15 protein-coding genes are annotated in these 15,174 nt (G+C 51.5%); 4 read left to right on the top strand and 11 right to left on the bottom strand.

Translation table 11 applies throughout. The features are described 5' to 3' along the window. Positions 1-11 precede the first annotated feature (11 nt). The 3 genes from ahcY to folE2 form a co-directional block, all read right to left on the bottom strand. Positions 12-1,376 carry an adenosylhomocysteinase gene (ahcY, locus tag CWE21_RS03130; protein WP_126833020.1) on the bottom strand — a complete coding sequence of 455 codons (1,365 nt, stop codon included), beginning with the start codon at positions 1,374-1,376 and terminating at the stop codon, positions 12-14. A 115-nt stretch (positions 1,377-1,491) separates the two neighbouring features. After that, entirely contained in the window at positions 1,492-2,505 is a 1,014-nt protein-coding gene (locus CWE21_RS03125) for an adenosine kinase (protein WP_126833019.1), read from the bottom strand. Between the two features lie 76 nt (positions 2,506-2,581). Continuing rightward, positions 2,582-3,520 carry a GTP cyclohydrolase FolE2 gene (gene folE2, locus CWE21_RS03120; protein ID WP_241970208.1) on the bottom strand — a complete coding sequence of 313 codons (939 nt, stop codon included), beginning with the start codon at positions 3,518-3,520 and terminating at the stop codon, positions 2,582-2,584. A 171-nt stretch (positions 3,521-3,691) separates the two neighbouring features. Between folE2 and CWE21_RS03115 the strand changes: the two genes are divergently transcribed. Beyond that, positions 3,692-4,030 carry an Hpt domain-containing protein gene (locus CWE21_RS03115; protein ID WP_126833018.1) on the top strand — a complete coding sequence of 113 codons (339 nt, stop codon included), beginning with the start codon at positions 3,692-3,694 and terminating at the stop codon, positions 4,028-4,030. On the opposite strand, the gene CWE21_RS03110 is transcribed toward CWE21_RS03115, so the two are convergent. From CWE21_RS03110 to mutH, 8 genes are all read right to left on the bottom strand, one after another. Continuing rightward, a complete protein-coding gene (locus CWE21_RS03110) occupies positions 4,010-4,765 on the bottom strand; it encodes a response regulator (protein WP_420821122.1) in 756 nt (251 codons plus the stop codon). The two genes, CWE21_RS03115 and CWE21_RS03110, sit on opposite strands and share 21 nt — an antisense overlap. A gap of 117 nt (positions 4,766-4,882) precedes the next feature. Next, complete coding sequence (locus tag CWE21_RS03105; RefSeq protein WP_126833016.1) at positions 4,883-6,493, bottom strand: sensor histidine kinase; 1,611 nt, start codon at positions 6,491-6,493, stop codon at positions 4,883-4,885. Then, positions 6,490-7,557, bottom strand: coding sequence for a class I SAM-dependent methyltransferase (locus CWE21_RS03100; RefSeq protein WP_126833015.1), 1,068 nt, complete (start codon positions 7,555-7,557; stop codon positions 6,490-6,492). The genes CWE21_RS03105 and CWE21_RS03100 overlap by 4 nt, the downstream gene beginning before the upstream one ends. Beyond that, positions 7,558-8,583, bottom strand: coding sequence for a succinylglutamate desuccinylase/aspartoacylase family protein (locus CWE21_RS03095; RefSeq protein WP_198675050.1), 1,026 nt, complete (start codon positions 8,581-8,583; stop codon positions 7,558-7,560). 3 nt (positions 8,584-8,586) lie between these two features. After that, positions 8,587-9,492 (bottom strand): 30S ribosomal protein S6--L-glutamate ligase, encoded by a 906-nt coding sequence (rimK, locus tag CWE21_RS03090; protein WP_126833014.1) that lies wholly within the window; start codon positions 9,490-9,492, stop codon positions 8,587-8,589. Continuing rightward, entirely contained in the window at positions 9,489-9,911 is a 423-nt protein-coding gene (locus tag CWE21_RS03085) for an ATP-dependent zinc protease family protein (protein WP_126833013.1), read from the bottom strand. Before CWE21_RS03085 ends, rimK begins: the two co-directional genes overlap by 4 nt. A 74-nt stretch (positions 9,912-9,985) precedes the next feature. Continuing rightward, a complete protein-coding gene (locus tag CWE21_RS03080) occupies positions 9,986-10,678 on the bottom strand; it encodes a DUF2982 domain-containing protein (protein ID WP_126833012.1) in 693 nt (230 codons plus the stop codon). 115 nt (positions 10,679-10,793) lie between these two features. Continuing rightward, on the bottom strand, positions 10,794-11,450 hold the full coding sequence (gene mutH / locus CWE21_RS03075) for a DNA mismatch repair endonuclease MutH (RefSeq protein WP_126833011.1): 657 nt from the start codon (positions 11,448-11,450) through the stop codon (positions 10,794-10,796). Between the two features lie 89 nt (positions 11,451-11,539). Between mutH and rppH the strand changes: the two genes are divergently transcribed. Genes rppH through CWE21_RS03060 form a run of 3 tightly spaced genes read left to right on the top strand, consistent with a single transcriptional unit; the run spans position 11,540 to position 15,174 of the window. Beyond that, complete coding sequence (gene rppH, locus CWE21_RS03070; protein ID WP_126833010.1) at positions 11,540-12,073, top strand: RNA pyrophosphohydrolase; 534 nt, start codon at positions 11,540-11,542, stop codon at positions 12,071-12,073. A gap of 1 nt (position 12,074) precedes the next feature. After that, positions 12,075-14,348 carry a phosphoenolpyruvate--protein phosphotransferase gene (gene ptsP / locus CWE21_RS03065; protein WP_126833009.1) on the top strand — a complete coding sequence of 758 codons (2,274 nt, stop codon included), beginning with the start codon at positions 12,075-12,077 and terminating at the stop codon, positions 14,346-14,348. Between the two features lie 34 nt (positions 14,349-14,382). After that, on the top strand, positions 14,383-15,174 hold the full coding sequence (locus tag CWE21_RS03060) for a sulfite exporter TauE/SafE family protein (protein ID WP_126833008.1): 792 nt from the start codon (positions 14,383-14,385) through the stop codon (positions 15,172-15,174).

Below are 15,174 nucleotides of genomic sequence, written 5' to 3'. Positions count from 1 at the left end.
AACCATTCGTTTTAGTAGCGGTACTCGTCGGTCTTGAACGGACCTTCTACATTTACGTGAATGTAATCAGCCTGCTCTTGTGTCAATTGGGTCATGACACCGCCGAAGCCCTGCACCATATAGCGCGCGACTTCTTCGTCAAGCTGTTTAGGTAAAACTTCAACGCGCAGTTTGTCAGCTTTAGCGTCAGCTGGCAAGTCGGCAAACTTCTCTTCAAACAGATGAATCTGCGCTAGGACTTGGTTCGCAAACGAACCGTCCATGATGCGGCTAGGATGGCCTGTTGCGTTACCCAAGTTAACCAGGCGACCTTCAGACAAGAGCAACAAATAGTCGTTGTCGTCATCGCTGCGGTAGATTTTGTGAACCTGCGGCTTCACCTCATCCCAACGCCAGTTTTTACGCATGTAAGCCGTGTCGATTTCGTTGTCAAAGTGACCGATGTTACAAACCACCGCCGTTGACTTTAACGCTGCCAACATGTGGCGGTCGCAGACATTGACGTTGCCTGTAGTGGTCACGATCAAGTCGATCATCTGCAGCAATTCTGTGTTGATGCCGCTTGCATCGCCGGTGTTCACGCCGTTGAGGTAAGGTGAGACCACTTCATAGCCGTCCATGCATGCTTGCATCGCACAGATAGGATCGATTTCGGCTACACGTACGATCATGCCTTCTTGGCGTAAGCTTGCCGCAGAGCCTTTACCCACGTCACCATAGCCAATCACCAAAGCTTTCTTACCTGAAAGTAAGTGGTCGGTCGCACGTTTAATGGCGTCGTTAAGTGAATGACGGCAACCGTATTTGTTGTCGTTCTTCGACTTGGTTACTGAGTCATTAACGTTGATAGCTGGAACTTTCAAAGTACCGTGCTTCAACATTTCCAATAGACGGTGCACCCCAGTGGTGGTTTCTTCAGTGATACCGTGAACCTTGTCGAGCATTTGCGGATACTTGTCATGAATCAACAGGGTCAAATCACCGCCGTCATCCAAAATCATGTTGGCATCCCACAACTCGCCGTCTTTGTGACAGGTTTGCTCAAGGCACCATTCGTATTCTTCTTCAGTTTCGCCTTTCCATGCAAACACCGGCACGCCAGCCGCAGCCATCGCTGCCGCAGCATGATCCTGGGTCGAGAAGATATTGCACGATGACCAACGCACTTCAGCGCCAAGCTCAATCAATGTTTCGATCAACACTGCGGTCTGGATGGTCATGTGAATACAGCCGATGATTCGCGCACCCTGTAATGGTTTCTGTGCGGCGTATTTGCGGCGAATGGTCATGAGCGCCGGCATTTCTGATTCGGCGATGGAAATTTCTTTACGACCCCAGTCGGCAAGACTGATATCGGCAACTTTGTAATCTGACATAAAAACCTCGTGTTTCGTGCGCTTCGCTCTTCGTGCGCTTCGCTTTTCGTCCGTTTCACTCTTCGAATAGCGCAGCGGACGAACAACGTAGTGTACGAATCACGAACAACGTCTTTTAACTGAATTCGGGTTCGTGTTGGAGCTTAATGAGCAACTGCTGCTGTTGATCCAAACTTAAACGCGGACCAAAACTTGATACCACTGCCGCTGCCGCATGACTCGCGAGCAACCCACACGCCGATAATGGATAGCGGCGCACTAAACCAAACATCATTGCGCCGGCAAACATATCTCCTGCGCCATTGGTGTCGACAGCTTTGACCGGAATTCCTGGTACCGCGACTTGACGCGTGCCGTCGCCCAACAGAGCACCATCTTTGCCAAGCGTGATGGCGACCAGTTTGGCGTGGCGTTGCAATTGTTGCATCGCTGCTTGTACGTCATCGGTGCCCGTTAACATCCGTGCCTCTTCATGGTTACAGAACATAACGTCAACACCACCACTTAAGATTTCATCAATACCGTCGCGGAAATACTTAACCATCGCCGGGTCACTGCAGGTCATGGCAATTTTGGTCCCGTTAGCGCGCGCGACTTCTTTGGCGCGTGCAATGGCTTCACGGGCGATCGGTGAAGTCACTAAATAACCTTCAATATAAAGGTATTCGGCGCGTGCGATGGCATCTTCATCAAGCTCTGCGGTGCTTAGGTCCGCGGTGATCCCTAAATAGGTACGCATGGTGCGCTCGGCGTCAGGTGTGACCATAACTAAGCAGCGACCGGTTTTACCTTCATGCTTTTGGTTACCAGTGTTGGTTGTGATGCCAACCTCTTCGAGGTCTTCACAATAAAACTGACCGGCTTGATCATCAGCGACTTTACAGCAGTAAAAAGCTTTACCACCAAATTGGCTAAAGCCGACGAGAGAGTTAGCGGCTGAGCCGCCACCTGATTGCTTCTTTAATTCGCCACGCTTTGCAAGTTCGGCAATGAGCTTTTCCTGCTCGGCGTCTTCGATTAAGGTCATCATGCCTTTCTCGATTTTATGCTGGCTTAAAAACTGGTCGGTAACTTCAAACTCTTGGTCGACCAGCGCATTGCCGATGCCGACGATATCAATTGAATCCATGTGATACTCGGGTTGGTTTTAAAACAAAAAAATCCGGCCGCTTAGTATACAGCAGCCGGATTTGAAGGTCGATAAATTAGGACTTGAAGCCGCCAGGTACACCTTTGGTTGTGATACTTACGGCATCGTGCGCATGCAATGACTCGTAGTGATTCACACGTACCCAGAAATCAGAAAATTCTTTGTGCTGGTTTAACGCATGTTGCAAGCGTCGCGCGGCATCTTCGCAGAACATAAGATTCTGGCCGTTCAAGCGCGCGAACTCTTGTTCGTCTTCACGTTTCACTGCTGCTTGCACTGGCGTTTGCAGCGCTTCTTCAATGGCGTCGACTAAGGCAATAATTGGCAATTCAGAAATTTCTTCGCCCATCACCACTTTCACTTCAGCGATGGAGCGCTGACTATGAGGCGTTGCCACGATGCCTTGGGTGGTACCTAACCAGCGATGCACCATTTCAGCATCGACGTCGGCGTCGGTACCAAACTGGTCCGCGAATGCGTCTTGAATCAATTGACGCGCGAGTGCTGCTGAACACGGACAGGTTGACGAGTAAGGGACATCGACACCCAGCTGTAAATACAGTTTACCGTGGTCATAGCGGCCAATCACGGTGACCGGATAGGCTTTCCAACCAGGCTTTTTGCTGATCAGCGCTTTACGGCGCAAGTGGTAATCAAAGCTAAACTTCACATAAGCTTGATCAGCGAGCCCTTCATGACTATCAATAAAGTCGTGTAGTAGCTTGCTCAGTGACTGATGCGAGAGCACGTTGTTGTTAGAAAGGTCTTCTAACAGCAAATACAAGCGTGACATGTGGATGCCTTTTGCTTTTGGATCTTTCAGATTCACAAAAGCGTCGACCAGCGCGCTTACCGGGCGCTCCGGTTCGTTGGCCGCACCAACGACCAAGGGCATTTCGATGTTACTCATGCCAACCCAGTCCAACGCACCTTCAGTTTGTGCTTTGGTTTGATTGGCGATATCTGGCATCATTGTTGGTGTAGCTGTCGGCATGCGTTTACGGCTCCAAACATTGCATTGAGTACAAAAAGTACAATAGATCCCGAAAAAGGGGCGATAGTATACAAGATTTAACCTGATTACGGTAGTTTGCCATATCAGGTTCAGTTTTTAGGGAAAAGAATTTCGATAGGCCTTATCGGCTCAGTACAAGGAAAGCGAATCATGCTAGACACAGATCTTCTTGAGCAATACGCAGATCTCATGGGCGATGAGGGGATGCAAGACATGTATGCTACCTTCGCCGATAATATTGGTGGTTACCTGGACCATCTGCAGTGGTTAGTAAAAGAACGCAAAGAACAAGAGGTGCGCAATCAGGCACATCGCGTTAAGGGTGCGTGTCGTTCTATGGGGCTGGTCGAACTCGCTCGAGTCATGGAGAAGTTAGAGCGACAGCAGTGGAGCTGGGAAGAAGCAGAAGAGGAGCTGGTGCAATGGGAAAAAGATTTACCCGCGCACCAGCACCAAATCGAGGCCTGGTTAAAGGCCCGGAGAATTTAACGACGGTTGGTCGAGGTGACGGATGGTCACTTCGCCAACAAAGCGATAGCCTTCACCGTGAATCGTGGTGATCAAATTCGGTGACGTGCTATCCGCTTCAAAGTGACGACGAATGCGACGGATGGCCACATCGACCGTACGGTCATTTGGACGCAACTCGCGGTCGAGCATCTTCTTCACTAAGGTCTCGCGGTCAAGGATTTTTCCAGGATTACTCAGGAATAACTCCATCGCGCGGTATTCGCTTTTCGGTAAGCGGAACATTTTGCCTTCAGGCGAGAACATGCAACGACTGTCGCTTTCTAAACGCCAGCCATTAAACTCATAAACCACGCTGTCATGGCCAACGGTTTTCTGTTGGCTTTTCAGCGCTTCAATGCGGCGATACAAGTTGCGTACGCGCATCAACAACTCTTTCGGGTTGTAAGGTTTGATAATGTAATCGTCAGCGCCGAGTTCCAAGGCTAATAAGCGGTCTTCTTCCGCATCTCTTCCGGTTAAAAAGATTAAACCGACGTTTTCGTTTTCACGAAAATTTTCTGCCAGTTCGATACCACTTTTACCTGGAAGATTGACATCCATGATCACTAAATCCACTTGCTGACGCGCCATAATACGTTGCATTTGCATGCCGTCGGCAGCATCGTAGACGTCATAGCCTTCTTGCTGGAAAAGGCGCGTCAATGTGTTTCGGGTGACGACTTCATCTTCTACGATTAATAATCTAGCGCTCATAATGGGTTGATCCGTTCGTCGTTAACATATGTTGAAATATGGTGTACACCGTGAAGTGTAGCACGAGATTCTAATAAGTGCGTATATTTACTGCAAGCTTCTGCACAAGTTTTTACATTACGCTTTAATAGTAATCATAAATTCGGTGTATTGCCCAGCTTGTGATTGCACTTCGATAGTGCCCTCTAACGCCCGCGTGACAAGGTTATAAACCAAATGCAGCCCCAATCCAGTGGAGCCCTGTCGGCGTCGACTCGTGACAAACGGGTCAAAGGCGCGTCGGCCAACCGAGTCTGGAATACCATGCCCATTGTCGCGATAGCGAATCTGTACGTGACTGCCGTCGATGCGTTCGACTTGCACTTCGATTTGCCCACTTTCGCGTTCGGCAAAACCGTGTAATGCCGAGTTTTCAAACAGTTGCTTCAGCACATGTTGGAGGGGGCCGACCCGCGTTGTTATTTGTAAGTTTGCAGGACAATCGAGGGTAATATCAAGGTCATTGAGCTTAGGGAATCGTTGACGTGCCGCATGCAGAACTGTTTGCAAGAGTTCAAGTGCTGGCGTGGTTTGCGTCTCTTCCACAAACTGATCCATAGCGAGTTGGCGGAACTGATTAATGAGGTCTGCCGTGCGCTCGATATTGCGGCGAATCAAACTTAGGTTGTCATCACTGGCTTCCATGAAGCGCTCAAAGTCTTCGCGAGTGATGGTATTGCTGGCAAACTTTTGCTGCATCAATTCGAGTTTGTCTTGCAAGATCGACGTCGAGGTGATCACTAAGCCAACTGGGGTATTAATTTCATGGGCAACACCTGCAATCAGGTCACCGAGTGACTGCATCTTTTGATTCTCAATCAACTGTTTTTGGAACTGGTGTAGTTTTTCGAGCGTTTCCATTAACTCTTGATTCGAGTCACGCAAGGCGTTGGTACGTTGCTGCACTTGTCGTTCAAGTTCCGCGTTCAGATCATTAGCATGGCGCTCCGCTTGTTGCTGACGCTCGAGGTGTTGCTCGACGCGCGCTAAAAGCGTATTGAACGACAGACTGAGTTGCTGCAGTTCAATCAGACCCGACTCGGGAAGACGTATTGAATAGTCACGGTTGCGGCTGATGCGCTGAATGGTGCCGACCGCTTGCTCGATAGGGCGGAGTAACGTTGAACGAGCTCTGAGGCTAAACAGCCAAGCTAATAGGGCGACCACAATCAGCGCCGCACTCGAAGTCGCGAAAGTGCGCCACGCCGTTTGCTGCGCAAATTCGCGACTAATACGAATGTAGACCGTACCTAAACGCTCAGTATCAATATCAATAGGAGCCGTCACCTCGATATAGTTTTCTTTGGTCACCACATTGAAGTTGCGAATTCGCTCAGCGCTGCGCACGGGAATCGGCGCAAGTCCCTCGCGATTGTAACTGGTGAAGTAGCGTAACTCCTGATCGTTCTCGATACTTGGCCGTTGATAGATATGAATGTGCTGCACCACGGAGCTAGAGCGGAAAAACCGCAAATACGAGGTGAGTCCTTCAGCATCCTCAAATAGCAGGTAGCGACTACTCACATCGGCAATCACTTGGGCGATGTCTTGCGCACGGCGCTCACTCGCATTGGCGACTTCGTTTACGTGCAGTAAGCTCAGCGCGAGTAGCGCGAAGGCACTGACCAACGTACTGATGCTGACAACCAGCCAGGTGATGCTTTGCCGAATCGAGCCACTGGTGATCATCGTCGACTCCGGCGTGGTGCCTTGCGGCCTGTGATTTTGTTGGCGGTGACTTTATGAGTTGCCAAGTAAACCGCAAACTTGTTGTCTTGGGCAATGCGTTCACAGTGACCAAAGCTTTCTTCAATCAACTCAGGCCATGGTAAAAAGCGATTCGCCACAAGCCACAACTCACCATTGGGCTTTAAATGCTGTCGCGCGTTTCGCAGGAACTGCTGGCCAATGCTGTAGTCGGTGGCTTGGCCAGTGTGGAAAGGTGGATGGCTGACGATGATATCGTAGCTGGGTAGCTCCGCAGACAGTCGGTCGGCGGCAATCAGTTCGCCTTGTAACTGGTTTAACTCTAGGGTTTTAGCGCACGCAGCAAGTGCCATGGCGCTGACATCGAGGTAGCTAACCTTGAGGTCGGGTTGCTGACGTTGCAGCCAGGCGCCGAGCACGCCATGGCCACAGGCAAAATCGAGCAGTGTACCCGCTTTAAACTGGGGCAGGTGGTCTAGTAGCATGGCACTGCCCGCATCAATGCCGGGGTAGGCAAAAACGCCGGGATAGCTGGCCAGTTGCAGTGGTTCCAATGGCGGCTGTGGCAAGGCTTTGGTGACTAAAAAATCGGTCAAGTCGATGGCGGCTTGCTGCGCAGTCAAACGCATCACTAACAAGCTAGAGTGATTACCGTCGGCCACTTTTTGTACCGCGCCCCACGGTGCTGCAATTGTCTTGTGAATACTCTTGATACCGCTACGTTTCTCGCCTACCAGCCAGACCGGTGCGCCGCTGGGGAGCAGCGCAGCCAAGCTGGCTAGCAGATATTCAGTGAGCTTCTTTTCTTTCGGTAACCAAAGGATGGCGCCGTCGAATTCACCTTGCGGTGCAGAGGCCCCAAAATGGTGGCGGGTCGGCCAATGTTGCGCCCAGCCCGCGTGTAAATGCCAGCTATTCGCGATCGCCAGTTCGTCAGCACAGCCGGCATCAGGCGGGTTGACAGCTAAGAGTGCCTGGCCGTCGATGTGCGAGGCTTGGCGGAGTAATAACTGCGACGGCGGGCTCAGGGGTTTCGAGTGACTCATTTAAATCGGTTTACCATCGTAGGCTTCGCTAAACACATCCACGCTTGAGGAGGCTTCCTCAAACACGTCTTCGTCGAACTGCGCAACGTTAAACAGGGCTTCGCCTTCATTCGCCACCGGGATATTACTGATGCCAATGACGATGCCATTGTAGGGGCTACGCAGTGGGTGCATATCATCACCGTGGGGGTTGACCGTTTGCGCGATAACTTGGCCCTTCTGAATCGTTTGTCCAAGCTGGACTTGCGGGACCACCAGACCATCATGTTCGTTGCGGATCCATGCGCTGCGATGCGCGACCACCGGCTTTACTTTTTTCCGTGTGCGACGGCCTTTAAGCATTTTCAGGCTCTTCATCACGTTTTGTACGCCGATAACGCCGGCTTTTATTGCTGCATAGTCGAAACGTAAGGCTTCGCCAGCCTCGTATAAAATCAGTGGGATGCCGAGCTCAGAGGAAACCGAACGCAGCGAGCCGTCGCGCTCTTTGGAATGTAAAATGACCGGCGTGTTAAACGCGTGCGCCATCTCGAGCGCTTCGGTGTTGTCAGTATCGACGCGGATCTGCGGTAAGTTGCTGCGATGGATAGCCCCGGTGTGCAAGTCAATAATGTGCGTTGCATTTTGCACCAATGTTTCATTGAACAAAAAGGCGAGGCGACTCCCCAAAGCCCCGCGCTCTGACCCAGGAAAGCAGCGATTAAGGTCGCGGCGATCGGGTAAATAACGCGATTGTTGGATAAAGCCAAAGACATTCACTACCGGCACCACGATAAGGGTACCGCTTAATTCTTGTGGCTCGGTTTGACTGATCAAGCGGCGGCAAATTTCAATGCCATTGAGTTCATCGCCGTGAATCGCCGCGCATACCAGCAGTACCGGACCCGGCTTCGTGCCGTGAAACACCTCCGCATGTAAATCCATCGGGGTATCGTTATACAGGCGCGCGGCAGGGATTTTAATACTATGCCGCGAGCCTGGCGCGATTTTCTGTCCCGCAAGCTTAAAAGCAACCGGTTTTTTCACGTATTAACCTTTCCCTTTTGTGCGTGTTTTATGCGCTTTTGCAGTTTTTTCGATAAAGCTGACAATTTGGCTCGCCACATCTTTCTCGGTAGCGGCTTCAATGCCTTCAAGACCCGGTGATGAGTTGACTTCCATCACGAGAGGGCCGTGATTCGAGCGCAAGATATCCACCCCGGCCACATTCAGTCCCATGGTTTTGGCTGCTTTGACCGCAGTTGCTCGCTCCGCCGGAGTAAGTTTAACTAAGCTCGCAGAGCCACCGCGGTGTAGATTAGAGCGGAATTCGCCGGCTTTCGCTTGGCGTTTCATGGCGGCAATGACTTTGTCGCCGATGACTAAGCAGCGAATATCGGCACCGCCTGCTTCTTTAATGTATTCCTGCACCATGATGTGCGACTTGAGCCCCATGAAGGCCTCGATCACGCTTTCCGCCGCTTGGCGAGTTTCAGCGAGTACAACGCCAATGCCCTGGGTTCCTTCGAGCAATTTTATGACCAGTGGCGCGCCACCGACCATATCAATCAAATCAGGAACATCCTGCGGTTGGCTAGCAAAGCCAGTGATAGGCAGACCAATACCTTTACGACTCAGCAATTGCAGCGAACGCAATTTGTCGCGGCTACGTGAAATCGCGACTGACTCATTGAGTGGGTAGGTGCCCATCATTTCGAATTGACGTAACACCGCCGTACCGAAGAAGGTAATGGATGCACCAATACGCGGAATGACGGCATCGTATTGGGGTAAAATCCGGCCTTTCATGTGCATGGAAGACTCGCGTGCGTTGATATTCATGTAACAACGTAGCGGGTCGAGCACATCAACTGTGTGGCCGCGCGACTCACAGGCTTCGACCAAACGGCGGGTAGAGTAAAGCTTGGCATTGCGCGAAAGAATCGCAATCCTCATGAGAGAACTCCTTGTAGGTAGGATGCGTCAGGATCTACTAAAAACTCACCGCGCATGGCTTGACGGCCAAGCAACATGCGAAACTTCATACTGTCACGGTTGGTTAACGTAAGTTCGACGGCGTCAGCAAAGTCGCCAATCGTTAGCTTTGTTTTAATGACATAACGCAGCTCAGTGTGACCACCAGAATCGGTGACTTCACGTTGGTCATAAATTTTCGCTTCGCAGACATGCTCACGGTCAGAGTTTTGCTCTGGATGCACCCAAATGCGCAACCAGTCTTCGCCATCTTTGTTGAATGGTTCAAGCTTAAAAGCGTGCAAGCACGAGGTGCGTGCGCCAGTGTCGACTTTCATTTTAATGGCATTAATGCCGAGTTCGGGGAGAGCTCCCCATTCGCGCCAACCCAATGTTTGCATGCGCTATTTCACTCCAAGCGAAAAAGAAATAAATATGTGCAAAGAATATAGGCGCAGCGCTGAAACAGCAAGCTTCAGCGCTCGAGGTTGTTACTTTCCGACTGCGGACGTTGTTGCTTAACCTGCTGCATCCACTGACAAAATTCATCCAGTGGCCGGTCTAGTGCGCTGGCGGGGACATATAAATCATAACCGAGTAGTTCACGCAGTTGCTCACAGCGTACCGCAAACAAAGCTTGTACCCCGCGGTACATCTTACCGCTCGGTGCTTTGTAGCTATTCGGGATATCGTAATAGGGCGTGTAATCGTTGAGCTCTGGCTTCTCGCGCAGTAGCGCAGCAGCCAGTAAATGGCGTTGTTCACTAACCAAATAAACTGCTAGGCGTGGCGAGATACTGTCGAGCACTGGCTCCATGTCATGCACGCGAAAGCCGATATAGGGCAACTCCTCAAGCTCCATCCCGCGGTGCGTCCGAGGCACATCGAAGCGAAGTAAATTGTCCCAGCTCAACTCCCAGCTGCCGCGGCGGTGTTCATAACGGATCACCAGCGGTGTGATCATCAGACTGACGGGTGGCTCAACGATTTTAGCGATGCCCAGCAAAAACACCGCAGCGCTGGCGATATAAAGCAGCGCCCACGCCGCTTTCGGCAGCGCAAAGCCCGCCAAATAAAGAAACATAGTGACGGCGAAAATAGCTACGCCTGCGATGCAGAAGCTGATGGCATCTTTGCGCGCCGCCGGTTGTACCTGGATTTCACTCATAAAAGCCTTAAGAGCGTTGTTTGATATTCGCTGTTCGTTGTTCGTTTAAAGCGTCGCATGTTTAATGTTTTTGGTTTAAACAAACAGCAAATAGCGAATATCAAACAACGTTTTTTCAGAGGTTGAACGTTTTGCGGATAATAGCACCGGTGAACGACGTCTTTAAATAGAAGCCCCGCGGCAATGTCTGAATCATCTGACCGTTCGGACCTATCGCATCCGTCAGCACTCTGCTATTCGCAGCCTTGGGCCGTAATTGCAACACCTCCCCCTGATGAGCGGTGATGCTCTCGACTTCCCCCATGGCGATCTTGTCCATGTGTTCTTGCCAGTCGTGGCGCAATTGCGCTTCTTCCTCGAGCGAAGGTTGCCACAAAAAAGCAGTACCCACCGAACGCTCGGCCAGCGGGATTTCGCGACGACCGTCAATCGGTATCCATAAGACACATTGTAGTTTGTTACGTACGTTGCTGGCTTCCCAGTTCACTCCGGCGATATCGATAAGTGGGGTTGTGCAGACGAAGGTCGTCTCGAGGGGCTTGCCATTGGCATCAAGCGGAATTGTTTTCAATTCAACACCGAGCTCAGGAAAGTCTTGCAGTGCCTGCGAGCCAGCGCTCGCGCCCAATGCGGTTTCGAGGAGTTGCCCCACCCAACCTTTGTGGCGGCGAAGATCAGCTGGCACGGTCATCTTATGACGTGCTGCCAAGTCGGCAAAACTCAAGCCAGCTAAGTCGCTGGCGGCGTTAAATAAGGTGCGTAAGTCGCTCATTGGGCCTCTTATTCGTGGTATGGCACTTTCTTTCAGGGCCCGATTATGGAAAAATCAATGCCAGAAGTCGAATTTTAGAGGATGCCCGCGTGATAGACGCAGAAGGATTCCGCGCAAACGTTGGAATCATTATCTGTAATGAGCAGGGACAAGTGTTTTGGGCGCGTCGGTTTGGGCAACATAGTTGGCAGTTTCCACAAGGAGGCATTGACGATGGCGAGACGCCAGAGCAAGCCATGTATCGGGAACTGTACGAAGAGGTAGGGTTAAAACCCGAACAAGTGGAAATTGTGTATACCAGTCGTAACTGGTTTCGCTACCGCTTGCCGAAACGTCTCATTCGACGCGAACAGCGACCCACTTGTATTGGCCAAAAACAGAAATGGTTTTTGCTGCGCTTAAAGTGTCAAGAGCAGGACGTTGACGTCCACTGCTCCTCGCATCCGGAGTTTGATAACTGGCGATGGGTTAGTTATTGGTATCCGGTGCGACAAGTCGTGTCGTTTAAAAAGGATGTTTATCGGCGCGTAATGAAAGAGTTTGCGCCGATAGTCATGCCGACACCGCAACCCCAAAGCAAATCAGGCGGACGTAAGCAGCGCGGACCAAGACGGAAACGCTAGTATGCTGCGAGTGTTGCAACGCATTGTCGAGGCTGTGAATCAGGCGCCAGATTTTGAGCTGGCGCTGCAAACCATGGTGCGACAAGTGAAAGAAGCGTTGCACACCGACTCCTGTACTGTTTATCTTGCTGACCACGAACAGCAACAGTTTTATTTAGCCGCGACCGATGGCTTACAAGTTAACTCCGACCAACCCATTCATGTGCCCTTTGGCGAAGGTGTGATATCTCTTGCCGCCCAGCGTGAAGAGCCTCTGAACATCGCCAACGCCGGCGAGCACCCTAAGTTTTTACGCCTCGAAGAGGTCGACGAAGAGCGTTATAACGCCATGTTGGCGGCGCCGGTGATCCATCGCCGTCGAGTGCTGGGCGTGTTGGCGGTGCAACAAGAGCATGACCGTGCGTTTACCCGTGACGAAGAAGCCTTTGTGGTGACGTTGGCCGCGCAGCTTGCGGTGGTCATTGCCCATGCAGAAGCGAAAGGTTTTTTGCGTACGGCGAAGCAATCTCCTTGGCTACAAACCATTAAAGGACTGGCGGCTGCGCCAGGGGTAGCCATTGGGCCTGCCTATGTGGTGAAGCCGCGCGCTCGACTGAGCGAAGTAACGCCGAAAAAGACCGACATGCCCGAGCACGAAGTTCGGCGTTTTCGTTCGGCAGTAGCACGCACGCGGCAAGAATTAAATGACCTAAGCGAGAGTATGAAAGGCCAAGTGGCCGACGAAACTTTGGCGATATTTGAGGTCTATCATGCCATGCTCGACTCGACCAGTTTGGGCCAACAAGTGGAGCAGACCATCAATGATGGTTGGCGTGCGCAAACTGCATTGAAACTGGTGGTCGAAGATCTCGTCAACCAATTTGAAAATCTTGACGACGAATACATACGAGAGCGAGCCAGTGATGTACGTGACCTCGGTCAGCGTATTCTTTCGCATTTAAAAGAACGTGCCCGTCAGCAGCATGAGCCGCCACCAGAATGTGTGCTGGTAGCGCACGAGGTTACTGCGACGATGCTGGCCGAGCTGCCGCATACCGAAATTTTAGGCATTGTCTCCGTGCGCGGCTCAGGTAATTCGCATGCTGCGATTATGGCCCGCAGCATGGGCATACCCGCGGTGTTGGGTGCCGATGATATCGAATTGAACGAACTCGATGGCGAGACGCTGATCGTCGACGGCTACAATGGTGATTTGTTTATCAATCCACCGCTGCAAGTCGAAAATGAGTACCGGCAATTAGCTGAAGAAGAGCTCGAACTGCGGCAAAAAGTTGAGCAAGCGCGTGGTAAGCCGGTAGAAACCGAGGACGGTGAGCGTGTTACTTTGCAGCTCAATGTTGGCCTGAATACCGAACGTGATTGGTTGAAAGAGTTGGATATCGCTAGTGTTGGGCTGTATCGCACTGAAATCCCGTTCATGATGCACGAGCGGTTGCCGACCGAAGACGAGCAGGTGGAACTTTACAGTCAGGTATTAGAGCAATTTAAAGCCGGTACCGTGGTCATGCGTACCCTCGATGTCGGTGGCGACAAGCCCTTGCCTTATTTACCAATGGACGAAGAGAATCCGTTTTTAGGCTGGCGTGGGATCCGCATGACGCTCGACCATCCCGAGATTTTCTTGGTGCAAATCCGCGCCATGATGCGAGCCGCAGTAGGGCGCAACAATCTACACATTTTGCTACCGATGATCACCAGTGCGGAAGAAGTCGATGACGCCGCTCGCATGGTTAAACAGGCCTACCATGAAGTCAGTGAAGAATCGAATGGCCATGATCGCCAGCAGCTGGTGCCACCGAAGCTAGGCGTCATGATCGAGGTGCCGGCGATGGTGTATCACCTGCACACCATTGTTGATAAAGTAGACTTCTTCTCGGTCGGTACCAATGACCTGACGCAATATTTGTTGGCCGTGGATCGCAATAACCAGCGTGTCGCAAGTTTGTACGATGCCTTTCATCCAGCGGTCTTGCACGCATTGAAGCAAATTATCGAGCGCGCCAATGAGTTAGATAAGCCCGTTTCGGTGTGTGGTGAGCTAGCAGGTGAGCCAGGCGGTGCGCTATTGTTGATTGCAATGGGCTATCGCACCCTGAGCATGAACAGCTACAATATTGATAGAATTCGTTGGATAATTCGTCACATCAAGGCGGCAGATCTAACGACGATGTTGGAGCGCGCACTGCAGGCGCGCTCAGCCCAAGAAGTTCGTCAAATCGTGACAATGACCTTAGAAGAAGCCGGACTAGGCGGCTTTGTCCGAGCTGGCGGTTAGAACGTACGCAACTTTTCCCACATAAGGAGTCACAGTGCTCATCACAGGCTGGTTATGGTGTTTAGCCGGAGGCGTGATTGCGGGTCTATTGGCCGGCATGCTGGGCATTGGTGGCGGTCTGGTCATTGTTCCCTTATTGATTTATTTACTGCCGGTGCTCGGCGTTCCCCCTGAACTTGTGGTGCAAATGGCGGTAGCGACGAGTTTGGCAACCATTGTCATGACCACCTTCAGCTCCGCCCGCTCTCATTATCGCCATGGTCAAATCAGTTGGTTTTGGGTACGCCGGTTAATTCCCGGTTTGATGGTGGGCGCTATTTTCGGCGCCTGGCTCGCGACCCAGTTAAAGCCTGAATGGCTGCAACGTATCTTTTCACTTGTGCTGTTAGCGCTGTCGATACGGATGTTGGTGCCACAACGTACCGGTGAACCGATCACCGGTGTTTCGAAGCGTTTAATGGCACTGATCAGCGCCATGGTCGGCAGCCTATCGGCGCTTGTCGGTATTGGCGGTGGGTCGTTAACCGTACCACTTTTACAACGCTTAAGGGTTCCCATTCGGCAAGCGATTGCGGTATCTTCTGTAGGAAGTTTAAGTATTGGCGTGAGCGCCGTTTTGGCCTTTATTGTGCTCGGTCAGCAAATGGAATCGAACGAAGGCTTATTAGGTTATGTGCACGGGCCCGCATGGCTTGGCATTTCGATTGCCTCGGTGCTCTGTGCGCCGTTGGGCGCTGCGCTCACCCAACGCATTCCAGTGAAGCGTCTGCAACAAGGCTTTGCCGCGTTTTTGGTGCTGGTGTCTCTCGAATTATTTATAGGATAA

Source organism: Pseudidiomarina aquimaris, from assembly GCF_003987395.1.
Lineage (GTDB): Bacteria > Pseudomonadota > Gammaproteobacteria > Enterobacterales > Alteromonadaceae > Pseudidiomarina > Pseudidiomarina aquimaris.
This window is presented reverse-complemented; position numbering and strand designations above follow the sequence as displayed.